The organism is Hyalangium versicolor, from assembly GCF_020103695.1.
In the GTDB taxonomy this organism is placed as follows: domain Bacteria; phylum Myxococcota; class Myxococcia; order Myxococcales; family Myxococcaceae; genus Hyalangium; species Hyalangium versicolor.
In genome coordinates this window covers 147,769-170,043 of the sequence record NZ_JAHXBF010000016.1, presented here as the reverse complement: position 1 = coordinate 170,043, position 22,275 = coordinate 147,769, and the positions used below count along the sequence as shown (strand labels likewise).

The 22,275-nt window shown below is 68.2% G+C and carries 18 protein-coding genes; 13 read left to right on the top strand and 5 right to left on the bottom strand.

Annotated features, from left to right (window positions below; translation table 11 throughout):
- Positions 1-30: 30 nt before the first annotated feature.
- A complete protein-coding gene (locus tag KY501_RS31040) occupies positions 31-453 on the bottom strand; it encodes a hypothetical protein (protein WP_224367250.1) in 423 nt (140 codons plus the stop codon).
- Positions 454-532: 79 nt separating this feature from the next.
- Positions 533-1,972 carry a glutamate--tRNA ligase gene (gene gltX / locus KY501_RS31035; protein WP_224367249.1) on the bottom strand — a complete coding sequence of 480 codons (1,440 nt, stop codon included), beginning with the start codon at positions 1,970-1,972 and terminating at the stop codon, positions 533-535.
- 112 nt (positions 1,973-2,084) lie between these two features.
- Here gltX and KY501_RS31030 point away from each other — a divergent pair, with 112 nt between their 5' ends.
- Genes KY501_RS31030 through KY501_RS31015 form a run of 4 tightly spaced genes read left to right on the top strand, consistent with a single transcriptional unit; the run spans position 2,085 to position 5,188 of the window.
- Entirely contained in the window at positions 2,085-2,660 is a 576-nt protein-coding gene (locus KY501_RS31030; protein ID WP_224367248.1) for a hypothetical protein, read from the top strand.
- Positions 2,657-3,574 carry a myxosortase-dependent metalloprotease, MXAN_2677/MXAN_2678 family gene (locus KY501_RS31025; RefSeq protein WP_309243009.1) on the top strand — a complete coding sequence of 306 codons (918 nt, stop codon included), beginning with the start codon at positions 2,657-2,659 and terminating at the stop codon, positions 3,572-3,574. Before KY501_RS31030 ends, KY501_RS31025 begins: the two co-directional genes overlap by 4 nt.
- Entirely contained in the window at positions 3,571-4,482 is a 912-nt protein-coding gene (locus KY501_RS31020; protein WP_224367247.1) for a myxosortase-dependent metalloprotease, MXAN_2677/MXAN_2678 family, read from the top strand. The genes KY501_RS31025 and KY501_RS31020 overlap by 4 nt, the downstream gene beginning before the upstream one ends.
- Positions 4,483-4,489: 7 nt before the next feature.
- A complete protein-coding gene (locus KY501_RS31015) occupies positions 4,490-5,188 on the top strand; it encodes an HAD family hydrolase (protein ID WP_224367246.1) in 699 nt (232 codons plus the stop codon).
- Between the two features lie 36 nt (positions 5,189-5,224).
- On the opposite strand, the gene KY501_RS31010 is transcribed toward KY501_RS31015, so the two are convergent.
- Positions 5,225-7,225, bottom strand: a complete 2,001-nt coding sequence (locus tag KY501_RS31010; protein ID WP_224367245.1) for a TonB family protein — start codon at positions 7,223-7,225, stop codon at positions 5,225-5,227.
- A 234-nt stretch (positions 7,226-7,459) separates the two neighbouring features.
- Between KY501_RS31010 and KY501_RS31005 the strand changes: the two genes are divergently transcribed.
- The 6 genes from KY501_RS31005 to KY501_RS30980 are packed head-to-tail and all read left to right on the top strand — an operon-like array spanning position 7,460 to position 14,700.
- On the top strand, positions 7,460-8,032 hold the full coding sequence (locus KY501_RS31005; RefSeq protein ID WP_224367244.1) for a chemotaxis protein CheW: 573 nt from the start codon (positions 7,460-7,462) through the stop codon (positions 8,030-8,032).
- Entirely contained in the window at positions 8,029-9,420 is a 1,392-nt protein-coding gene (locus tag KY501_RS31000) for a CheR family methyltransferase (RefSeq protein WP_224367243.1), read from the top strand. Before KY501_RS31005 ends, KY501_RS31000 begins: the two co-directional genes overlap by 4 nt.
- Positions 9,421-9,459: 39 nt before the next feature.
- Positions 9,460-11,091, top strand: a complete 1,632-nt coding sequence (locus KY501_RS30995; RefSeq protein ID WP_224367242.1) for a methyl-accepting chemotaxis protein — start codon at positions 9,460-9,462, stop codon at positions 11,089-11,091.
- Positions 11,088-11,504 (top strand): response regulator, encoded by a 417-nt coding sequence (locus KY501_RS30990; RefSeq protein WP_224367241.1) that lies wholly within the window; start codon positions 11,088-11,090, stop codon positions 11,502-11,504. The genes KY501_RS30995 and KY501_RS30990 overlap by 4 nt, the downstream gene beginning before the upstream one ends.
- Positions 11,505-11,511: 7 nt before the next feature.
- Positions 11,512-12,087: a chemotaxis protein CheW gene (locus KY501_RS30985; protein WP_224367240.1), complete on the top strand. Its 576-nt coding sequence runs from the start codon at positions 11,512-11,514 to the stop codon at positions 12,085-12,087.
- 9 nt (positions 12,088-12,096) lie between these two features.
- A complete protein-coding gene (locus tag KY501_RS30980) occupies positions 12,097-14,700 on the top strand; it encodes a hybrid sensor histidine kinase/response regulator (RefSeq protein WP_224367239.1) in 2,604 nt (867 codons plus the stop codon).
- On the opposite strand, the gene KY501_RS30975 is transcribed toward KY501_RS30980, so the two are convergent.
- A complete protein-coding gene (locus KY501_RS30975) occupies positions 14,701-15,780 on the bottom strand; it encodes a histidine kinase dimerization/phospho-acceptor domain-containing protein (protein WP_224367238.1) in 1,080 nt (359 codons plus the stop codon).
- 198 nt (positions 15,781-15,978) lie between these two features.
- Here KY501_RS30975 and KY501_RS30970 point away from each other — a divergent pair, with 198 nt between their 5' ends.
- From KY501_RS30970 to KY501_RS30960, 3 genes are all read left to right on the top strand, one after another.
- Entirely contained in the window at positions 15,979-18,054 is a 2,076-nt protein-coding gene (locus KY501_RS30970) for a heparinase II/III family protein (RefSeq protein ID WP_224367237.1), read from the top strand.
- 61 nt (positions 18,055-18,115) lie between these two features.
- Positions 18,116-19,441 carry a nucleotide sugar dehydrogenase gene (locus KY501_RS30965; protein WP_224367236.1) on the top strand — a complete coding sequence of 442 codons (1,326 nt, stop codon included), beginning with the start codon at positions 18,116-18,118 and terminating at the stop codon, positions 19,439-19,441.
- 105 nt (positions 19,442-19,546) lie between these two features.
- Entirely contained in the window at positions 19,547-21,274 is a 1,728-nt protein-coding gene (locus tag KY501_RS30960) for a TldD/PmbA family protein (protein ID WP_224367235.1), read from the top strand.
- A gap of 195 nt (positions 21,275-21,469) precedes the next feature.
- Here the strand turns inward: KY501_RS30960 and KY501_RS30955 are convergent, their stop codons facing one another.
- The gene (locus KY501_RS30955) at positions 21,470-22,255 is read right to left on the bottom strand and encodes a phosphodiesterase (RefSeq protein WP_224367234.1); all 786 of its coding nucleotides are present in this window, start codon (positions 22,253-22,255) and stop codon (positions 21,470-21,472) included.
- Between the last annotated feature and the right edge of the window lie 20 nt (positions 22,256-22,275).

Sequence of the window (22,275 nt, the reverse complement as noted above, 5' to 3'; positions counted from 1 at the left end):
CTACTACCACAACTTCGCGGGGCTCGTGAACTACCGAGTTTTCTTCCCCGGCTTGGGCTCCGGTGCCTTCTTGTTGACAGGCTTGGCCGCGGGAGGCGGCGGTACCGGGACGATGTAGATGCGAACCTCTTCGTTCGCTTCATAAATGTTCAGCCCCTCGAAGTTCTTCCCCGAGGGGTTGACGATGTGCACGGCCTTCACGCCCGGCTGGTTGACGATCGGCTTCCGAGGATACGCCTGCGACGGATACACCGTCCGGTAGTACTTCAGCGTCTCCTCTAAGTCGCGCGGCGCCCGATACCGGTTCTCGCCCACCTTCTGTGCACCATCAGGCAGCTGTGCTCCGCTGGCCTGCTCTGCCCCCGCCGCCGTCCCCAACAGGACCGCCACCGCCGCCCAGAGCGGGCGCGCCTTATAGAAATGGCCTCTCTGGCTGTCAAGCGCTCGCGTCATGGGGCGACAAGATAGGGCCCGCGCTGGGAGCCGTCCACCGACTTCGCGTGGGCCCCGCCGAGGTGTCATCGCCGGGGTGTCAGCCACGAGCAAGAGCCGCATCCAGACGGCGCAGTGCCTCGTCCTTGCCCACCAGCAGGAGCGTCTCGCCGATGCCCGGGCTCGTCGTGTTCCCGGTGATGGCGACCCGGACGGGCTGGGCCACCTTGCCCATGCCCACGCCTGCCCGCTCGCTCACCGTCTTGATGACGGTGTCCAGGGCGGGCACGGTCCACTCGGGCAGGGCGGCCGCGTCGTCGCGCACCTGCCGGACGAGCTTGAGGGAGTCCGCGGTGAGGTGCTTGGCGGCGGCCTTCTCGTCAATCGCCACGCCCTGCTTGAGGTAGGGAACGGCCATGGCGGCCATCTCCACCAGCGTCTTGGCGCGCTCGCGGAAGGCGACGACGATGTGCTCCAGGCGCGGATCCTGGGCGGGGAGCGGAGAGCCCTGCTCGGCGAGGAAGGGCGCCAGCCGCGCGGCGATGTCCGAGGCCGGCAGCGTCTTGAGGTAGTGCTGGTTGAGCCACAGCAGCTTCTCGGGGTTCCACACGCCGGAGGTGCTGCCCACGTCCTTGAAGTCGAACCACTCGATCATCTGCTGGCGGGAGATGACTTCGTCGTTGCCGTGGCTCCAGCCCAGGCGGATGACGAAGTTGAGCAGGGCCTCCGGGAGGATCCCGTTGGCCTTGTGCAGCATGACGTCCGCCTCCTTGTGTTTGCGCTTGGACAGCTTCTCGCGGTCCGGGCCGAGGATGAGCGGCAGGTGGGCGAAGCGGGGCGGTTCCCAGCCGAACGCCTGGTAGAGCATCAGCTGCGGGAAGGTGGAGTTGACGTGCTCCTGGCCGCGCGCCACCAGGCTGATGTCCATCAGGTGGTCGTCGATGACGCAGCCGAAGTTGTAGAGGGGAATGCCGTCCGCGCGGAGCATGACCCAGTCATCCAGGTCCGAGTACTCCTTGGTGATCTTCCCCAGCACGAAGTCGTCGAAGGAGACCGAGCCCTCCTGGGAGGGCATCTTGAAGCGCACGACGGAGTGCTGGCCGGCGGGGACGTCCTTCCGGTCGCGGCAGGTGCCCTCGTACTTGTAGACGCCCGTGACTCCCGCCTCCTTCTCGGCGCGAGCGCGGCGCTCCTTGATCTCTTCTGGAGTGCAGTAGCAGCGGTAGGCCTTGCCGGCGGCGATGAGCTGCTCGGCATGCTGGCGGTATGTGTCCAGGCGCTGCGTCTGGAAGTAGGGCGGGTAGGGGCCACCTTTTTCAGGGCCCTCGTCCCAGCCGATGTCCAGCCACTTCAGGCCGTCGAGGATGGCCTGCAGCGAGGCCTCCGTGGAGCGCTCCTGGTCCGTGTCCTCGATGCGCAGAATGAAGGTGCCGCCGAAGCGGCGCGCATAGAGGTAGTTGAAGAGGGCGGTCCGGGCGCCTCCGATGTGGAGGTAGCCGGTAGGAGAGGGTGCGAAACGTACTCGGGGGGCAGAGGCCATGGACAGGGCGCGGGATAGCAAGGGGTGGATGGGTGGTCAACGCGAGTCGCGCACGAGCTTGGAGCGTCATCCAGGTCCGTGGGCTAGACTGACGGCAACCGAGGTGAACCGAATGATGTTGCGCTCCGCGCTCTCCGCAGTTCTGGCCGCTGCCCTCCTGATCGGGCTGCCGGCCGCCGCCACGACGATGCTCAAGATCGACCTGACCGGCCTGTCCCAGACCGCCGACGTCGTGGTGCACGGCACCGTGCGACGCACGGAGAGTCGCTGGAGCAGTGACCGCCGCCGCATCGTCACCGATGTGGAGATCGAGGTGACCGAGACGCTCAAGGGGCAGGCGGGCAGCACGGTGCTCATTACTCAACCGGGAGGCCGAGTGGACGGTATCGGACAGATCGTCCACGGGATGGCCACCTTCGCGACGGGCGAGGAAGTCGTCGTCTTCCTGGACCACCACGGGCCGCGCGCCTTCCACGTGACGGGGATGGCGCAGGGCAAGTATCAGGTGCGCCGCTCGGAGGACAGCCGGTCGGTGATGGCCGTCCCCGAGAGCACGGGGGATGCGCTCCTGCTGGATCCCACCACGCGCCAGCCCACGGGCTCCGGGCAGAAGGCGCTCACGCTGGATGAGCTGAAGGCCGCGATCCGCACGGCGCTCCAGCAGTCGGAGCAGGAGAAGCGCCAGTGAACATCGCGGCGTTGATGTTGGCCCTCACGCTGGGCCAGAGCTCGGCCCCCTATGTGCGCAGCCGGGTCGATGTGGAGGATTCCGGGAGCCAGTGCCTCTTCTGGACGGTTCCGAAGATCACCTGGTACCAGAGCAGCGCTGGCAACCCCGCGACGAAGCCGGCGGGCTCCGAGTTCGAGGCTGTCCGCCGCTCCTTCCAGAGCTGGCAGAACATCTTCTCCGAGTGCGGCAACCTCTCCTTCGAGGACGGTGGCCTCGTGGACGAGCGCTCGGTGGGCTACGAGGTCAACGGCACCAACCGCAACGTGGTGCTCTTCCGGACGCGGAGCTGCATGGCGGTCGTCCCGAACGGATCCAACAACGCGTGCATGACCGACGAGTCGTGCGAGAACGTCTATGACTGCTGGGACGACATCCCCAAGAAGAATGGCGGGAGCAAGTCAGGGACCATCGCCGTCACCCTGACCACGTACGACGAGAAGTCCGGGATCATCTACGACTCGGACATCGAGCTGAACTCGGTCTATTTCACCTTCACGACCGCGGATAGCCCCCCGTGCGGCCCGCTGGTGACCACCAACTGCGTGTCCACGGACGTGCAGAACACCATGACGCACGAGATCGGCCACTTCGTCGGGCTCGATCACACGGATGCCATCGGCTCGACGATGAACCCGAGGGCCAACACCGGCGAGGTGAGCAAGCGGACCATCGACTCGGGCTCGAGCGACTTCGTGTGCAACACGTATCCCAAGGGGGATGTCAGCAAGGCCTGCATCCACACCGCGGCGGATCCGGATCTCGGCAAGAAGGGCAAGTCCGGGTGTGCCACCGCGGGTGCCGAGGCCTGGCTGCCCGCGCTGGCCGGGTGGGCGCTCCTGCTGGCCCGTCGCAGGCGCGGAGAGCGTTCGTGAGCCACCGCGGGCTGCTCCTGCTGGCCGTTCTGTGCGTGGCGCCCACCGCGGGCGCCCAGAGCTATCGCCGCACCGTCGTGCCCGGGCAGCCCCTGTGTCTGAACTGGCTCAACCGCGATTTCGTCTACCACGTCAACGCGGCGGGCAGTCTCCGGACGCCTCGGGACACCGAGTTCTCCGCCATCGACGCCTCCTTCGACTCGTGGAGGACGCTGTCCGCCACGTGCAGCGACTTCACCTTCGTCCGCGGTGAGGACGTGAGCAACCCCACCGTGGGCTACAAGGTGGGGGAGGAGAACCAGAACATCGTCACCTTTCGGGAGAAGGCCTGCTCGGACGTGGTCCCCTATGAGGACCCCTGCATCGAAGCCGAGACGTGCGGCAACGACTACTCCTGTTGGGAGCATGGGGACCTGACGATCGGGCTGACCACGACGACGTTCAGCTTCAAGACTGGCGTCATCCTGGATGCGGACATCGAGCTCAACGCCTCGCAGCCCGGAGGCAACCTGGGCTTCCTCTTCACCACCGTCAGCTCGCCCATCTGCGAGGGGCTGCCCAGCCCCGAGTGTGTGGCCACGGACGTCCAGAACACGATGACGCACGAGATCGGCCACGCCATCGGGCTGGACCACGTGTTCGAGCCGTTCTCCACCATGGAGGCCTCCGCGCCCCTCGGAGAGACGCAGAAGCGCATCATCGACGCGGGCAGCGCCGCGGGCTTCTGTGACACGTACCCCCGAGGCCTGCCGCCCACCCAGTGCACCGAGGCCCTCGTGCCCAACCGGACCCTGTCCGGCCAGAATGCGGGAACGCGCTGCGCGGTGGCTCCGGGTTCACTCCTGCCCGGTGTGCTGGCGGCCCTGTGGCTGCTCCGGGCCCGGCGCGCTCGCCAGAGCCGCGTGTGAGGGAAACATGAGCGTCGCGTTCTTCGATCTCGATAAGACGCTCCTCGCGGTGAACTCCGGGACGCTGTGGGTCCGCCGCGAACTGGCCCTGGGCCACATCACCCGGGTTCAGGCGCTCCGCGCGAGCCTGTGGATCGCCCGCTACCACCTGGGCTTCGTGTCCATGCAGGACGCGGTGCTCGCGGCCATCGCCCACCTGGCGGGCACTTCCTCCCAGGCCATCCAGGAGCGGACCCATGCCTTCTATGAGGCGCAGGTTCGCCCTCTGTACCGCCCAGGAGCCCTGCGTGCGCTCGAGGAGCACCGCACCGCCGGGGAGCGGCTGGTGCTCCTCACGTCCTCCTCGGGCTATCTCTCCGAATTGGTGGCCCGGGATCTGCGCCTGGATGCCATCCTCTGCAACCGCTTCGAGGTGGATGCAGGGGGGCTGCACACCGGCCGCCCTCTGGGCGAGGTGTGTTTCGGGTTGGGCAAGCGGACCCATGCGGAGGGCTACGCGCGCGCGGCGGGCGTGTCTTTGTCCGCGTGCTCCTTCTACACGGACTCCTATTCGGATCTGCCCGTGATGGAGGTGGTGGGCCGGCCTGTGGCCGTGCACCCGGACTACCGCCTGCGCCGCGAGGCGGTGCGGCGTGGCTGGCCGGTAGTGGATTGGGGAGTGCCCTCGGCGGGCGCTCCGGCCGCCGGGTCGCCCGCGGCTCCCTGACTCAGGAGGCAGGCCCCGGCGCCGGAGGTGCGGCGCTCAGCGCCGCGGCAACTGCAGCTTGATGTTGAACACGTAGTCCACCGCGACGACCTGCCCCTTATAGAGGATGGGCTTGTAGCGGCGCGACTGCAGCGCCTCCACGACGGCCGACTCCATGTGCGGCAGCGGCTTGAGGATGCGGCAGTTCTCCACGCGGCCATCCTTGGTGATGGTGCACCGCACGAGCATCGTGCCCTGGATCTTGGCCGCCAGCGCCTCGCGGGTATAGGCGATCTCCTTGCCCTCGAGCTGCTCCGGCCGGCTCATGCCCTGGCCGTACGCCAGGGGCTTGCCCGCGGCGGCGATCACACCCACTGGCACCACCGGGACGGCGATGCTCCCTCCTGAGTCGGCGCCATCGTCCGCGGCCGCCGCTTTGGCCGCCGGCGGAGGAGAGGGCTCCAGGGACTCGGCAGGGTCGAACGACACGGACATGGAGGAGGCGGGCTCCAGGCGGCCATTGCGTGCGCTGGTGATCTCCACCTTTCCACCTCCGGGAGATCCGGGCCGGCGCTTCTGGAGCTTCTGCGAGAGCACCACGTCTCCCGAGCCACCCGTCATCACGGTCTCGGTCTGGTAGCCCTCGAGCGCGAAGGTGAGCTCCGCCGTCACGGTGCCGTCTCCGCCGGCGGGGATCTCCAGCAGGAACGGCGTCACGCCGCGCTCCTTGCCCTGGTAGTAGACGTGGGCGCCCGTGGGCTCGCTCATCAGCCGGAGGCGGACCATCTGCGGCGCGGCCTGCGCGGGCTCGGGCGCGGGAGGAGGAGGCGTCGCGGGCACCGGAGCCACGGTGGCCGTCTCGACCTTCACGGGGGCGGCGGGCGGCACCTCGCGCGAGCGCATCATGAAGACGGTGGCCACCAGTCCGACGACCACCGCGCCGGCCGCCAGTCCGCCCATCACCATCACCTTGCGGCGGCGCGTCTTGGCCACGGCCTCGGGCACCTCCACGCTGATGTCCAGCGCGAGGGTGGAGGCGTTGGTGTCGGGAGCTCCGGCCGTCGCGAAGGGGGGTGAGGCGTGAGGGCCCGTCGTGCCGCCACCGGGGCGCTTGAAGATGCCGCTGTGGCCGCCGGCCGCCATGTTGGCCGAGCGCATCGCCTCCAGCATCTCGTCCATCGACTGGAAGCGGCGCGCGGGATCCTTCTCCAGGCAGCGCATCACCACCGCCTCGATGTCGTGCGGCACGGGGATGTGCGGCCGCAGCGAGTTGAAGGGCGGAGGCGGCTCCTTGCAGTGCGAGAAGATCAGCTCCAGGTGATCCCGCGCGATGAAGGGCGGGCGCCCCTGCAGCATCTGGTACATCACCACGCCCAGCGAGTAGATGTCGCTGCGCGCGTCCGCCACGTTGCGCGCCTGCTCCGGCGCCATGTACTGCGGCGAACCCAGGAACGTGCCGCTCTGGGTGATCTCCGGGCTGAGCGGGGCCTCGCCCTCGTTCACCGGCGCAATGGACTTCACGAGGCCGAAGTCGAGGACCTTCACCAGATCCTGATCCGACTCGTTGAGCAGCATGATGTTGGCCGGCTTCAGGTCTCGGTGGACGATGCCCATCGCATGGGCTTCACGCAGAGAGCGGCACACCTGCTGGACGATCGAGATTACCCGGCTCCAGGGCAGGGGACCGGATTGGGCGAGCACCTGGGCCAGCGTCCTACCCTCCAGGTACTCCATGGCGATGTAGTAGATGCCATCGTCGGTCTGCCCGTAGTCGATCACCGTCACGGTGCTGGGGTGGCGGAGCTTGGACGTGAGCGAGGCCTCGCGCAGGAAGCGCTGCTGGAAGCCCGGGTCCTTGGTGCTGGGGAAGCTGGGATTGAGGACCTTCAGGGCCACCACGCGATCCAGCGGGGCCTGCATGGCGCGGTACACCTTGCCCATGCCTCCCACGCCGATCGGTTCGACGATGCTGAATCGGCCATTGAGATTGCGGCCGATAAGGGGGTCCCCCCCGGGGGTCCCAGATGCCTCAGGGCTCGGAGCATCGCTCTTGATCATTCCATTCCCCTGACTGCAAACGACATCCACGCCTCCATCCACATTCCCAGAGTGCATCAAACCACAACCAGAGAAAGTGAGCGATCGGAGCTGTGGACCCACCGTGTCAGGTCGGGCAGGCTTGTTCTCAGCAGGCGAGGAAGCAGCAAGGCACGTTCGCCCGCATTGACGGTCCTCCTTCGGAAAGATTACGGTTCCATCCAACCCGAGCGTGTGCGCCGGGGGGTCTCCCCGATGGCAGAAACTCCTACAACTCCGGCGGAAGCCCTGGCGCGTCGTGCGTCTGTCCAGCAGCGGCTGCTGACGCTGGAAAACGAACTGACGCGCCTGCGGCGTGAGCTGGTCCACCTGGGCGGTGAACACCGCCTGCCCGGGCTCTTCCTCACCGTGGAGGTGGCTGGCACACAAGTGCTGTTGCCCTCCGACTCGGTGCAGGAAGTGGTCCGGTTGGTCGAGATGCAGTTACTACCGAGCTCGCCTCCGCATGTCATGGGCGCCTTCACCTACCGAGGCGTGTCCGCCCTGGCGGTGGATCTGGCCGCGCTGATGGGCGTGCGCCGCGAACCTTCGCTGGACGCGCACCTGGTCGTCTGCGTGGGCAATCGCACCGTGGCGCTGCTGGTGGATCATGTGCAGGACATCGTCGAGTCGCCGCTCCTGGTGGATCGGGTGGGCGAGGGTGAGGAGCGCTCGCCCTGGGACAAGACGGGTCTGATGGCGGGCTTGTGCAAGACGCCGGACGGGGCGCTGCGGCCCCTGCTGCGCACCTCGGCCATCCTGGCGCTGTCGATCTCGGAGGAGACGTGAGCGAGGTCGCGCGAGCGGATGCGCTCGATGAAGCCACGCTCAGCCGGGTCGAGAACGTGCTGCGCGAGGCCAGCGGCATGACGCTCGCCTCGAGCGTGCGGCGCTCGTTGAGCACCGCGCTCACCCGGGCCGCCGAGGCTCGGGGTATGGAGATCCCCGCGTTCCTCCAGAAGTTGCTGGCGCGGGACGCGGCCACCGTCGAGCTGTTCATCGAGTACGCCGTCATTGGCGAGACGTACTTCTTCCGCCACCCCGAGCACCTGCGGGAGCTGGCTCGCGCGGCCACCCAGAAGGAAGAGGGGCTGATCCGCGTGTGGAGCGCGGGCTGCGCCACCGGCGAGGAGGCCTACAGCATCGCGATGACGCTGCTGGCCGCGGGAGTTCCGGTGGAGCGCGTCCGGGTGACGGCCAGTGACATCTCCGCCCGCTCGCTCCAGCGGGCCCGCGCCGCCACCTATGGTCCCTGGTCGGTGCGGCGCATCGAGCCGTCCATGGAGCGGCGCTTCCTCACCCCGCAGGGCGATCTGGTGATGGTCAACTCCCAGGCGCGAAGGCCGGTGGAGTTCCTGCGGCACAACCTGGTGATGGACGCGGCCCCGGTGGCCGATCTGGACGCCGTCTTCTGCCGCAACGTGCTCATCTACTTCCCGCCCGAGCTGGTGCGGCAGGTGCTCGCCAAGCTCGTCGCGGCCATCACTCCAGGTGGGTTGCTGTTCCTGGCGCCTGCGGAGATTCCCCTCACCAACGGGATGGGCCTGGAGCAGATCGACGTGCAGGGCTCGCCCGTGCTGCGCGTGCCTCGCGTGAAGCCGGCTCCGCCTCCGGAGCTGCCCGCCGAGCCGAAGACGGATCCGAACGCGGAGCTGCTGCGCAAGCTGAAGAGCGTCCCGCCTCCCCGCAAGCCCGCACCTCCACCGCCTCCTCGCGCGCCCGCGCCGCCCGCAGAAACCACGCCGCCTGCGGCTCCTCCGCCCAGTGCGAATTCTTCCAGTCCCACGGGCAATGATGACGTGTTGCGTCAGGCGCTGACGGCGGCGCGGGAGGGCAAGTTCGACAAGGCCGAGGAGTTGGGGCGGGAAGCGGCTCGGAAACTCTTCCCGGAGGCCTACCTGCTGCTGGCCATGGTGGCCGAGGCGCGGGGCAACATCAACGGGGCGGTGGATTTGGTCCGCAAGGCGCTGTATCTGGATCCCCAGATGGCGCTCGGCCACGCCACCCTGGTGACGCTCTATTCGCGGTTGAATCGGCGGGAAGAGGCGGAGCGTGCCCGGCAGAATGCGCTACGCGCACTCGATGGATTGGATGACGAGCATCAACTCCGGGGTGTGGAAACGATGACGGCGGGAGGCCTGAGACAGGCCCTGTCCGCGAGAAACCGGACGGGTTAGGGGCGCGGTAGGGAGCGCTCGCGATAGCTGGGAGGCAATGTGGAAGTCCAAGGCATCAAGCCGGCCGTGCCGGGGCGTCGGTCGGTGGGACGGCTCAGCCTGCGCACCAAGATCCTGTTGATCACAGGGCTGACGGGCGCCGTGGTGGCCGGCCTGCTGATCGCCGTGTTCACGGTGCAGATGCGCACTGCCCTGCGTGACGAATTGGCGTCGCGGGCGCGCGTGGTCAGCATCCAACTGGCCACGAACCTGGCGGCTCACACCGCCGCCAACTCCCAGGTCACCCTGCAGCAGGCGGCGGACGCCACGCTGCGGGACGTGCCGGAGGTGGCCTACGTCGTCGTCCGCGATCGCCAGGGAGAGGTGTTGGCGCTGGCCGCCGACAAGTCCTACACCGGGTCCGACAAGGTGGCCCCTTCCAAGTCGGCCCAGGCCGAGGGGCGCGAGCTGAGCGTGAGCGGCCGGCGGGTGCTGGAGACCTCGGCGCCCATCTACTTTGGCCGCGCCGAGGATCCTCGCCAGCCCGCGTCCGCCGACAAGCCGGCCCAGGTGGGCACGGTGCAGGTGGGCATCCAGTTGGAGCCCCTGGCCGCCGCGGTGCGTGAGAGTGCCATGCGAGGCGTGGGGATCGGCGTGGTGGCGCTGCTCGTCTGCATGATCGCCGCGGCCCTGCTGTCCCGGTTGGTGACGGTGCCGCTGGAGCGGCTGGCGCAGGCGGCCGCGGGCATCGCCGCCGGAGATCTCCGCCAGCAGATCGATGTGCGCTCCTCCGATGAGATTGGCGAGGTGGCGCTGAGCTTCGGGCAGATGGCGAAGACGGTGACGCACCTGGTGGCGGACTTGCGCGCCGCCGCGGCGGACATCGAGCGCGAGGCCAACAGCGCGCTGACCACCTCCTCGCAGCAGTCCGCCATGGCGCACGAGCAGGCCTCGGCCATCAGCGAGACGAGCACCACGGTGGCGGAGATCGCCCAGACGGCCAAGCAGGCCACCAGCTACGCGGACTCGGTGATCAGCGGCACCCAGCGCTCCGAGGCGCTGTCCACGGAAGGCCAGAAGGTGGTGGCCGAGAGCGTGGCCGGCATGGAGAAGCTGGGCGAGCAGGTGCGCGCCATCGCGGTGGCCATCACCGAGCTGAACGAGCGCACCCTGCAGATCAGCGACATCATCACCACGGTGCGCGACGTGGCCGAGCAGTCCAACCTGCTGGCGCTCAACGCCTCCATCGAGGCGGCCAAGGCCGGCGAGCACGGACGCGGCTTCGCGGTGGTGGCCATGGAGATGCGCGCCCTGGCCGAGCAGTCCAAGGTGGCCGCCAATCAGGTGCGCGGCCTGCTGGGTGAAGTGCAGAAGGGCACCAAGGCGGCGGTGGCGGCCACGGACGAGGGCAGCCGCAGAGCCCAGGCCGCCATGGCGCTGGCCCAGAGCGCGGGCTCGGCGATCCTCGGCCTGGCCGAGGTCATCAAGGAGTCCTCCGCCGCGGCCCGGCAGATCGCCGGCAACACGCGGCAGCAGACGATCGGCGTCGAACAGATCGCTACGGCAATGAGCGAGCTGTCGGTGGCCATGGCTGACAGCGTCAATGGGACGCGTCAGATTGAACAGGTCGCGGGTAACCTCTCGAACCTCTCCAAGAAGTTCTCGGAGCTCGTAGGTAGATATCAGCTATGAACACGGCCGGGACAAAGGGAGCGCCGTTGAAGGTCTTGATCGTCGAGGACACCAAGACGATCACGAACCTGCTACAGGTGTACCTGATGGGGTGGGGGCTCCAGTTCTTCGAAGCCGGCAACGGCGTTCAGGGGCTGGCCAAGGCGCGCGAGATCAAGCCCGACCTGGTCATCTCCGACGTGCAGATGCCGGAGATGGACGGATTCGCCCTCTGCGCGGCGGTGCGAGCGGACTCCACGCTCCACGCTACGCCCTTCCTGCTGCTGACCTCGCTCAAGGACGAGGCCAGTCGGCAGCGCGGGCGCTTGGTGGGCGCCAGCGCCTTCCTCAACAAGCCCGTCTCCGTGGACGAGCTGCGTGAGCGGGTGCGCGAGCTGCTCAAACTCCCTGTGAAGAGCCCCACGGGGCGCTGAGCATCGGATGGCCACGGAAGACGCCAAGGTCGAGATCGACTACTCCGGCCTGTTCCAGCGGCTCGATGATGCGCGGGCGTTGATCGAGAACGCGCAGGTCAGCCCGGAGAAGCGCCGCGAGGTGCTCTCCACGCGTGCGCGCGCGCTGGCTGGATCTCGTGAAGAGGTCCGTCCCGCGGTGATCACCGTGCTGACCTTTCGCGTGGGTGGCGAGCGCTATGCCGTCCCCATCGAGCAGGTGGACCACGTGCTGGAGTCTCGTGGGCTGTGCTCGCTGCCCGGGGCGCCGCGCCATGTGATGGGCGCGTTGGTGTCCCGCTCGCGCGTGGTTCCGGTGCTGGACCTGCGCCAGCTGCTGGGGCTCGAGGGCGGCGGCATGTCCGACCTGGGCAAGGTCGTCGTGGTCGATCTGCTGGGAGATGCCTTTGGGATCGCGGCCGAGCAGGTGGACGGGCGGCAGGAACTGCTGCGCGCCACCCTGTCTTCGCCACCGGCGGGCCCCTTCCTGCACCTGACGCCGGACCGGCTGACGGTGCTCGATGTGGCTCAGCTGGGCACTCCGTCCGCCGAGAGGCGAGGGTAGGCCGGGCGTATGGATCCGCAGCTGTTCCGCAGCATCTGGCCCATCTTCTCCGCGGAGACGCGAGAGCAAATCCAGGCCATCGGCACCAAGGTGCTCAGCCTGGAGGAAGAGCCCAACGGGCGGGACCCGGATCTGCTCCCGTCGCTGAAGCGGCTGGTGCACAGCCTGAAGGGCTCCGCCGCCAGCCTCGGGCTCTCGGAGATCGAGCAGGTCGTCCACGCCATCGAGGATGGGCTCGCGCGCTACCAGCCCCAGGATCGGCTGCCGCGCGAGGTGGTGGAGGTGACCCTGCGGGGCCTGTCCTCCATCGAGCTCGCGCTGGGGCTGGGAGATGCGGGCGAGGAGCCCGCCATCGAAGGGCTGGCCGGGCTGCTGGCGGCGCTCGGGCACAGCGAGGGGGCCGTCAAGGAGAAGCCTCGCCAGAGCGAGCGCTTCCGCAAGGACGCGCTGCAGGCGCTGGAGAAGCTCGAGGCGGCGCTGGTTTCGCTGGTCTCGCCGAACGTGCCGGAGCGCGAGAACACCGTGCGCACGGCGGTGGCGCTGGCGCGCTCGATCAAGATCGCGGCCGAGGCGGCCCAGGAGAACTCCGTCGCTCCGATCGCGGAGCGGACGGCGGTGGGCTTCTCGAAGATGGAGCAGCCAGGCGATGCCGCGAGCATTGCCGCATCAGAGCTCGCGGGGCTGCTGGTGGATCTCCGGGGAGCGCTCGCTCCCAAGACTCCCGTGGTCGAGGAGGAGGCGGAGGCTCACGCTCCGGCGCCCGCGGCTCCCGCAAAGGCACCTGTGCCCGAGTCGCCCCCCATGGCGACGAAGCAGGCCGCCCAGGCGCTGCGTGCGGCCAGCGAGGCGGCAGGAGCCCCCGCGGCCGCCGCCGAGCCCGTGGCAGGCGCCAGGGGTGGCGTCGATCAGGCGGTGCGCGTCTCGGTGAAGACGCTGGAGTCCCTGGGGCTCCAGGTGGAGCACCTGATCGCGGGCCGCTCCCAGCAGGCGCGCCGCACGGACGCGCTGAGGGATCTGCTCGACAGCACCCACGACACCATCGTCCACCTGGAGCGCTCCTCGTCGCAGCTGTCGCTGACGGGGGCCGGTGAGGCGCTGGAGTCGCTGCGGGCCGGAGTCACTGTCCTGCGCTCGATGCAGAAGCGCATCGTGGAGCTGCTGAAGGACTCCACCCGCGAGGGCGAGCAGCTCAACCTGGTGGCCCAGGTGGTGCGCGACGACCTGCGCGATCTGCGCATGGTGCCGGCGCTCCAGGTGCTCGAACCGCTCAAGCGCACGGTGCGCGAGGTGGGCGCCCGCCTCAGCAAGCAGGTGGACCTCTTCGTCATGGGCGGAGACGTGCGGCTGGATCGCCGCATCCTCGATGCACTGAAGGATCCGCTGCTGCACCTGGTGCGCAACGCCATCGACCACGGCATCGAGTCTCCGCAGGCCCGCCGCGAGGCTGGCAAGTCCGAGAGGGGCAAGCTCTGGGTGCGCGTGGAGTCCCGAGGCACCCGCATCGCCGTCATCGTGGAGGATGACGGTGGAGGCCTGTCACCCGCGAAGGTCCGCGCTACGGCCATCAAGCGCGGCCTGCTGTCGGCGGAGGCGGCGGCCAAGCTCTCGGATGCGCAGGCGGCGCGGCTCATCTTCCAGCCCGGCTTCTCCACCCGCGATCAGGTGACGGAGACCTCCGGGCGCGGCGTGGGCCTGGACGTGGTGCTCGCCACTGCCCAGCGGCTCCAGGGTGCGGTGGATGTGACGTACACGGAGGGGCAGGGGACGCGGTTCGTCATCGACCTGCCGCTGACGCTCGCCTCCGCGCTGGGGCTGCTGGTGCGCGTAGGCACTGCGGTCGTCGCCGTGCCCTCGGACATGGTGGAGCGCGTGTTCCGCCTCGCTCCGGCTGACGTGGGCACCGTGGCGGGCCGCGTGGTGGCCCGGGTGGATGACGAGCAGATCGTCTTCCTCTCGCTGGCGGAGGCCATTGGCCTGCCCCGGCTGCCGCTGGCGCTCGAGAACGGGAAGATGCAGACGGTGATGCTGCTCACGCTCGGCAAGGACCGGGTGTTGTTCGCCATCGACGAGGTGGTGGGGCAGCAGGAGATCGTCGTCCGCTCGCTGGGCCCGCACCTGAAGGGTGTGGCTCACCTGGCTGGCGCGGCCGTGCTGGATGACGGCCGCCTGGTGCCGGTGCTCAACGCGCCCGAGTTGCTGCGTGCCGCCTCGCCGAGCACGCGCTCCGTGGGTGGAGAGATCCGTCGGCCGCGCATCCTCGTGTGCGACGACGCGCTCACCACCCGCTTCGCCATGAAGTCGCTGCTGGAGATCGCCGGCTACCCGGTAGTCACCGCCTCGGACGGCGAAGAGGCCTGGGAGGTGCTGGAGCGCACGCCTTGCCAGCTCGTGGTCAGCGACTGGCAGATGCCTCGGCTGGATGGTGTGGGGCTCACGCGACGCATCCGCTCGCACCCCACGCTCAACCGGACGCCCGTCATCCTCGTCACCTCGCTCGACAGCCCCGAGGAGCGGGCCGAGGGCCTCGAGGCCGGCGCGGACGGCTACATCGTGAAGCGCGAAGTGGAGCGCGGCAAGCTGCTGGATCTCGTTCGCCAGCTGCTGCCCGGCTAATCAGATCGCCTCGACCGCCGTTGCCTGAACCCGAGGCTGCGAACGGTGGCTCGGGGCGAAGCTCACGGCGGGCAGGTGCACCCGCAGCTCGAATGGAGACTCGTCCTGGATGGACAGGGTGCCTCCCAGGCGGAGCACGAGGTGCTCCAGCCGAGCCACCTTGCGAGCCGGCAACGTGCGGTGCTTGTCCGTGGAGACGCGCAGCCTCCACATGCCCACCTTCTCATGAGCGTCGATGCTCAGGTTCACCTCGTGGGCCCGCGTGGCGCTCACGTCCCGAGCCAGCATCCGCGCCAATTGAGCCAGCACGGGCCCCGGGCCTCGCACCGGCACCGACTGCACCTCGCACTTCACGTTCAAGGTGACATGCTGGCTGCGCGCCAGCGGCTCGAAGGCATCCGTCAGCAGGCAGAGGAGATCCTCGGGAGCCCCACCGCGCGAGAGCTGCTGCACGATGAGCTCGTTCATGTCCTGGGCGGAGCGAGTCATTCGCTCCACGTAGCGCTCCATCGTGGGCGTGAGCGGACCTGTCATGCCCTTGCGCATCATCTCCAGGTATCCCTTGATGACGAGCAGGGGCGTCCGGAGATCGTGAGACGCCCGAGAGCGAGCGCACTCCCGATAGTTCAGCTCCCGCTCCAGTCGCTGCCGCTGCCTGACGAGTTGGACCTGACGGGCCTGCTGGGAGACCTCACGCCTGCGCGCCACGAGGAGCGTATTCGCCATGCGAGCGATCCGAGCGAGCAGCTCCTGCTGCTCCGCACCGGTCCGCTCCGAGAGAATCACGAGCGTCGCGCGCCCATCTCCCACGGGGTACACCTGCGAAGCGCGTGACTTGGAAGGAGGAGGAGGCCGCAGGCCCGCCTCCGCGATCCGCACACGCCCCTCATGCAGGGCAATGCCCGCCGCACCCGTGAGCTTCAGCGCTTCCTTGAGAAGCGCCTCCAGCCCCGCGCGTGCACCATTCCTGAGAGCATGCTCGGCCACAGCCGCCATCGCCCGCTCCGCCTCTGCGACCCCGAGCCCCTCGGGTCGCCGTCCAATCAACGCTCCGCCATGCACGCGGAGAGGAATGATCATGGATGGGGATTGGCGCAATGCTTCCCATTCAATGAATTGATCTGCACTTCACAACGAAGGAGGTTTCCCAAAGGAAACGCAGGCCCTGGATTTTTTACCGTCACCCAGCACCCCAGGGTGATCCAAGCCCAATGACTTCAACGGTTTTGCCGTGGCCGAGCGATTGCTAACGGGTGGGCAGGACGGTGGAAGGGGCGGATGGGGACTTTCGATTATTACTCGGCGCTGGTTCGGATGGCGCCGGCTGCGGTGGCTCGGAGCGCGGTGCGGCGGGTGCAGGGTGTGGCCCGCCAGGCACTGTACCGGCGCCGCTACCCGGTGGATGAGCTGAGGCTCCTCCAGGCGTATGGCGCCACCTCGGCGTCGGAGCTGGCCCGTCGGTTCCTGGACACTCGCAACACGGGTGTGTGGTGCGAGGGCCAGCATCGCCGCTCCGTGCTCCAGGCGCTCGCCTCCGTGCCCGGTGCGCGGGAGCGGGCCCGCGAGCGTGCTCGGACCGCGCTCCTTCAAGAGTTCATTGTCTTCGGAACACGCGTGGCCTTCGGTGAGGGGCGGCCGGTGGACTGGTCGCTGGATCCACTGAGCGGCTACCGCTACCCGCTGGAGCCGGTGGAGCAGCTCCGGCTGCTGCGGCCTGGCTCGGACCCGAAGTATCCATGGGTCCTCGGCCGGCTCGACAGCCTCGTGGCGCTCGGGCAGGGCTATTGGGTGGAGGAGGAGCCCGAGGCGCGTGCTCGCTTCGCGCGGGGCTTCGTCCTTCAGACGCTCGACTTCCTCCAGGCCAACCCGCTGGGGATGGGAGTGCACTGGGCGTGTCCCATGGAGGTGGCCCTGCGTGCGGCGAACCTCGCGCAGGCGCTCGCCATGTTCGCCGAGGCGCCCGAAGTCCAGCGGCCCGAGTTCCTCGTGCCCGTGCTGAGCGCGCTCGCCGAGCACTCCGAGTTCGTGGAGGCGCACCTCGAGGACAAGGGTGCTGTTCCCAACAACCACCTGGTCTCCAATTATGTGGGCCTGTTGGTGGTGGGCGTGCTGTTCCCGGAGTTGCCGGGCTCGCCGCGCCAGGTGGCGCTCGCGGTGAAGGGCCTTCGCGCGGAGATGGAGGCGCAGGTCCACCCGGAGGGCACCTCCTTCGAGGGCTCCACGCCATACCACCGGCTCGCGGTGGAGCTGTTCACCCTGGCTCACGTGGCGGCGCTCGGGGCGGGCGTAGAGCTGGGCAAGGCCTACGAGGAGCGGCTGGTCCGGATGTTCCAGGCCACGCACGCGTGGTGCTCGGAGCAGGGGTTGGCTCCGCAGATTGGAGACAATGACTCCGGCCGCGTCTTCCCGCTGCGGGACCGTGCGGATCTGGACCATGGCTATCTGTCGCCCCTGGGGGCTGCGCTCTTCGGTGAGCCTTCCCTGGCTGGTAGCGAGTTCCCCGATGAGGCGGCATGGCTGCTGGGCCAGCCGGGCTTGGAGAGTTTCCAGGCGTTGGGGCCTGCGTCGTCTCCTGGTTCAACAAGTTTCCAAGAAGGTGGCTTCCACGTGTTGCGCGGAGCCGAGGCCGTCATCACTGTCAGCGCGGGCCGGCAAGGCCAGCGGGGCGTGGGCGGTCACAGCCACAACGACAAGCTCTCATTCGAGCTGCACCTCAAGGGACAGCCTCTCATCGTGGACTCGGGGACGGGCACATACACGCGGGACGCGGCGGTGCGGAACGCCTTCCGGTCCACCGCGGCGCACAACACGCTCGAGCTGGATGGGGCAGAGCAGGTGGCCTTTGCCCAGGAGCGGCTCTTCGCGCTGCCCGAGGATGCGCGGGCCCGGGTGGAGGTGTTCCAGCCGGGAGCGCAGTTGGATCGGCTCACGGTGCGGCACGATGGATACCGGGTGCTCTCCTCTCCGGTGGGTGTGGAGCGGACCTTCTACCTGGACAAGCGCGAGCGGGCGCTCGCGGTGACGGATCGGCTGATCGGCACGGGGACGCACGATGCGGTGGGCCGGCTGCATCTGCCGGACATGAACGCGCGGATGAGGGCTCCCGAGCCCTCGGAGCTGGCGCGGGCCCTGCGGGTGCCGGATGCGCCTCGGGAGTTCGAGCCGCTCGCCGTGGAGTTGGGGCCCGAGGGTGAGGCGCGGGCACTGGTGCTCTTCGCCTCGGGGCTGGCGCCTCGGCTCGAGCCGTCTTCGTACTCGCCAGGGTACGGACAGGTGAAGCAGGCGTGCATGGTGATCTACGGGGCGCGGCATGTGCCCCCGGCGTGGTTGAGGTGGGTGGTTGTCTTTTTGTGAGGGTGACTGAAAGGCTTGAGGCGGTCCGTGATTCGCGGCGTCTCATTGGGAGGGTGTGGCAATGCGCGTGATGGTGAGCCCGCTGGTCGACATGATTCGCAAGCGGGAGGCGAAGGTGGGCGTGGTGGGTCTGGGTTACGTGGGGCTGCCGCTGGGCATGGCGTTCGCCGAGGCAGGCTTCCCGGTGACGGGGCTCGATATCGACCAGCGCAAGATCGACAAGATTGGCAAGGGGGAGAGCTACATCAAGCACATCCCCAGCGAGCCGCTGGCCAAGCTCAGCAGCGAGGGCAAGCTCAAGGCGACGACGGACTTCGCGAAGGCCACGGAGATGGACTGCATCGTCATCTGCGTGCCGACGCCGCTGACGGCCTCGCGTGAGCCGGACATGACGTACATCATCCAGACGGGCGAGGCGCTGGCGCCGTACGTGCGCCGCAACCAGCTCTTCGTGTTGGAGTCCACCACCTACCCGGGCACCACCGAGGAGGTGCTCAAGCCGCTGCTGGAGAAGAACGGCCTGAAGGCGGGCGTGGACTTCCACCTGGCCTTCAGCCCCGAGCGCGAGGATCCGGGCAACAAGAGCTTCAACACGAAGACAATCCCGAAGATCGTCGGTGGCTTCACGCCGGCGTGCCTCGAGGTGGCGCAGGCGCTGTACGCCAGCGCTCTGAAGGAGACGGTGCCGGTGTCCTCCACGCGGGTGGCGGAGCTCTCCAAGCTGCTGGAGAACATCTTCCGCTGCGTGAACATCGCCATGGTCAACGAGATGAAGATGCTCTGCGACCGGATGGGCATCGACGTGTGGGAGGTCATCCAGGCGGCGAGCACCAAGCCGTTCGGCTTCATGCCCTTCTACCCGGGCCCGGGCCTGGGCGGACACTGCATCCCGATCGATCCCTTCTATCTGACGTGGAAGGCGCGCGAGTACGAGTTCCACACCAAGTTCATCGAGCTGGCCGGCGAGGTGAACACGCAGATGCCGTACTACGTGGTGCAGCGCACCATGGAGGCGCTCAACCAGCACAAGAAGACGCTGAACGGCGCCAAGGTGCTGTGCATCGGCGCGGCGTACAAGAAGGACATCGACGACATGCGCGAGAGCCCGAGCCTCCGCGTCATCTCGCTGCTCAAGGAGAAGGGCGCCGAGGTCAGCTATCACGATCCGTACGTGCCGAAGCTGGAGAAGGGCCACGGCTTCAACTACGAGATGAGCTCCGTGCCGCTGAACGCGGAGACGCTGGGCGAGTACGACGCGGTGGTGATCCTCACGGACCACTCCAGCATCGACTACGCGGCGCTGGTGCAGAAGTCCCAGTGCGTCATCGACACGCGCAACGCCACGAAGCTGGTGGGCCCGGGCCGTGAGAAGGTGACCAAGGCCTAGCCGCACACGGCTCGATTGCCTTGCAGGCGAGGGTCCTCGCCGCTCCGGAAAGGGGGCGGTGAGGACCTTCGATGCATTGCGGGGTGGCTCGGGTACAGTGGGCGCGTGAGACTTCCCTGCCTGCCCGTCATCCCCCTGCTGGCTGCTTCCACCCTCCTGTTCGCCGCGGTTCCACCGGCTGATCCCCGTCAGAGCTTGATGGACGCGATGGTGACGGAGTTGACCCGCAACCAGCAGCAGCTCCAGCTCAAGGGACACGAGCCGCCGTACTTCATGAGCTATCAGCTCAAGGACTACGACCAGTACGCCATCGGGGCGCGGTATGGCGCGCTGTTCACGGATGGCACGAGCCACGACCGCCGGCTGTCCGCGGACGTCCGGGTAGGCTCGTACGAGTTCGACAGCTCGGTCCCCGAGGAGATGGACTTCCTGGTCTCCACCAAGGGCACCAGCTTCTTCGCGCGGCCGGATGGCCCCATCGACGACTCGCCGATGGCGCTGCGCACCGCGCTGTGGCTGCTGACGGACGAGAAGTACAAGTCGGCGCTCGCCCAGTTCCTCAAGAAGAAGGGCGAGGATGTGTACACGGTGGAGGACCCGAAGCGTCCGCCCTCCTTCTCCAAGGAGAAGCCGAACGTCCACGTGCAGGCGCCTGTTGCGTTCCCGTTCGATCGGGAGAAGTGGCGGAAGGTGGCTCGGACGCTGTCCGGACGGTTCAACGCGCACCCGGAGCTGTTCGACTCGGATGTGCGGATCACCGCGGACAAGGTGGTGCGCATCTTCGTGTCCTCCGAGGGCGGCCGCATCATCACCGAGGAAACGCTCTACGGGCTCCACATCACCGCGGTGACTCGCGCGGAAGATGGGCAGCTGCTGGATGACTCGCGAGACTTCTACTCGCCCACCGAGGCAGGGCTGCCGGACGATGCGAAGCTGGCCGAGGCCACGGACAAGGTGATCTCGGAGCTGCTGGAGCTGCGCAAGGCTCCCGCGATCGATCCATATACGGGGCCGGCCATCCTGGCGCCTGAGGCCTCCGGGGTGCTCTTCCACGAGGCCGTGGGCCACCGACTGGAGGGCCATCGGCAGGACGATGATCGGGAGGGGAAGACCTTCCGTGGGCAGGAGGGCAAGCAGGTGTTGCCGGGCTTCCTGTCCATCTTTGACGACCCGTCTACTCGGACAATGAGTGGCGAGCCGCTCAACGGCTACTACCTGTTTGACGAGGAGGGCGTGAAGGGGCAGCGGGTGACGCTGGTGGAGAAGGGCGTGCTGAGGAGCTACTTGCTGTCACGCCAGCCGGTGGAGGGCTTCCTGCTGTCGAATGGGCACGGTCGGAGCCAGGGCACGCAGAAGCCCGTGGCGCGCATGGCGAACCTGATCGTCGACTCGTCGAAGCAGGTGAGTGACGTCGAGTTGAAGCGGCAGCTCATCGCGGAGGCGAAGCGCCAGGGCAAGCCCTACGGACTGATCATCCGGGACATCACCGGGGGCAACACCAACACGGCCAGCTATGGCTACCAGGCGTTCAAGGGCGTGCCGCGGATGGTGTACCGGGTCGATGTGAAGGACGGAAAGGAGACGCTGGTGCGTGGGGTGGAGATCGTCGGCACTCCGCTGTCGGCGGTGAACCGGGTGCTCGCCACGGGCCAGAAGCAGGGCATCTTCAACGGCTTCTGCGGCGCGGAGAGCGGCATGGTGCCGGTGTCCACCGTGGCGCCCGCCGTGCTGCTCCAGGAGATCGAGCTGCAGCGCACGATGGAGGGCAAGGACCGGCCGCCGATCCTCACCAGCCCGTCGGCGGCCTCGCAGGCCTCGGCGAAGAACCAGTAGCAACCGGAACAGCCGGGGAAGGTCCCCTCTGGGCGGCAGCTGATCGAACCTGTCCACTAGGCAGACAGGTTTGGAATCGTCTCGCCCGGCAGGGCTCCTCGTGGCAGCAGGGGCCGCGCCCGTGAGCGGACGTAGCGCGAACTGGTACGACAGGTAGACCGGTTCGGATTCGCTTCGCCCGGCAGGGCTCCCTCGTTACCGCCGGGCCGGTTCGCCTGTGATGTAGCTGGTGTGGGAAACCAGTCCGAGCCCCTCGTTCCACAGGTGCAGCTGACAGGCGGGGGGCTCGTCGACGATGGCGAGGCGCCCCTCGCGGCGCAGGTCGAGCACCACCTGGTGGGCTGTGCTCGGGCAGGTGCTGGCCACCGTGTTCCCAAAGCGCTTCACGATGGGCCGGTGCAGGTGTCCGCAGAGGATGCGCTCGACCTGAGGGTGGCGGCGGACCACTTCGGCCATGCCCTCGCTCCCCTCGAGCCCCATCTCGTCCATGCGCTCGATGCCGGTGCGGAAGGGCGGGTGGTGCATCATCAACACGGTGGGCCGGTCGGGCGCCTCGGAGAGACGTGCATCGAGCCACGCGAGCCGCTCGGGGCAGAGCTGGCCGCCCGGAGCTCCCGGCACGTGGGTATCGAGCGCGATGAGCCGCAGCGGACCCAGGTCCACCGCGTAGTGCAGGAAGCCGTCTCGGGGCAGATAGCTGTGGCTGACGAAGGCCTTGCGAAGGTTCTCGCGGTGGTCGTGGTTGCCCGGCACCAGGTAGCAAGGCATGGGCAGTGCCGCCAGCATGGGGACGAGCACTGCGTATTCCTCCGGGCTTCCCTCATCGACCAGATCGCCCGTGCACAGCACCACATCCGGCAGCGGATCCATCCGGCACAGGTGCTGGACGGCCCTCGCGAGCTGGACGGTGGTGCGGCACTGAATGTCGACGTTCGAGCCAGGAACACCGACGTGAAGATCCGTGATTTGCGCCAGGAGCACGGAACGAAGCTATCAGACCC

Coding starts and splice junctions, on each gene's coding strand:
- gltX (WP_224367249.1), bottom strand. CDS start 1,972: ATGGCCTCTGCCCCCCGAGTACGTTTCGCACCCTCTCCTACCGGCTAC.
- KY501_RS31040 (WP_224367250.1), bottom strand. CDS start 453: ATGACGCGAGCGCTTGACAGCCAGAGAGGCCATTTCTATAAGGCGCGC.
- KY501_RS31030 (WP_224367248.1), top strand. CDS start 2,085: ATGATGTTGCGCTCCGCGCTCTCCGCAGTTCTGGCCGCTGCCCTCCTG.
- KY501_RS30975 (WP_224367238.1), bottom strand. CDS start 15,780: ATGATCATTCCTCTCCGCGTGCATGGCGGAGCGTTGATTGGACGGCGA.
- KY501_RS31005 (WP_224367244.1), top strand. CDS start 7,460: ATGGCAGAAACTCCTACAACTCCGGCGGAAGCCCTGGCGCGTCGTGCG.
- KY501_RS31015 (WP_224367246.1), top strand. CDS start 4,490: ATGAGCGTCGCGTTCTTCGATCTCGATAAGACGCTCCTCGCGGTGAAC.
- KY501_RS30980 (WP_224367239.1), top strand. CDS start 12,097: ATGGATCCGCAGCTGTTCCGCAGCATCTGGCCCATCTTCTCCGCGGAG.
- KY501_RS30970 (WP_224367237.1), top strand. CDS start 15,979: ATGGGGACTTTCGATTATTACTCGGCGCTGGTTCGGATGGCGCCGGCT.
- KY501_RS30990 (WP_224367241.1), top strand. CDS start 11,088: ATGAACACGGCCGGGACAAAGGGAGCGCCGTTGAAGGTCTTGATCGTC.
- KY501_RS30985 (WP_224367240.1), top strand. CDS start 11,512: ATGGCCACGGAAGACGCCAAGGTCGAGATCGACTACTCCGGCCTGTTC.
- KY501_RS30965 (WP_224367236.1), top strand. CDS start 18,116: ATGCGCGTGATGGTGAGCCCGCTGGTCGACATGATTCGCAAGCGGGAG.
- KY501_RS31010 (WP_224367245.1), bottom strand. CDS start 7,225: ATGATCAAGAGCGATGCTCCGAGCCCTGAGGCATCTGGGACCCCCGGG.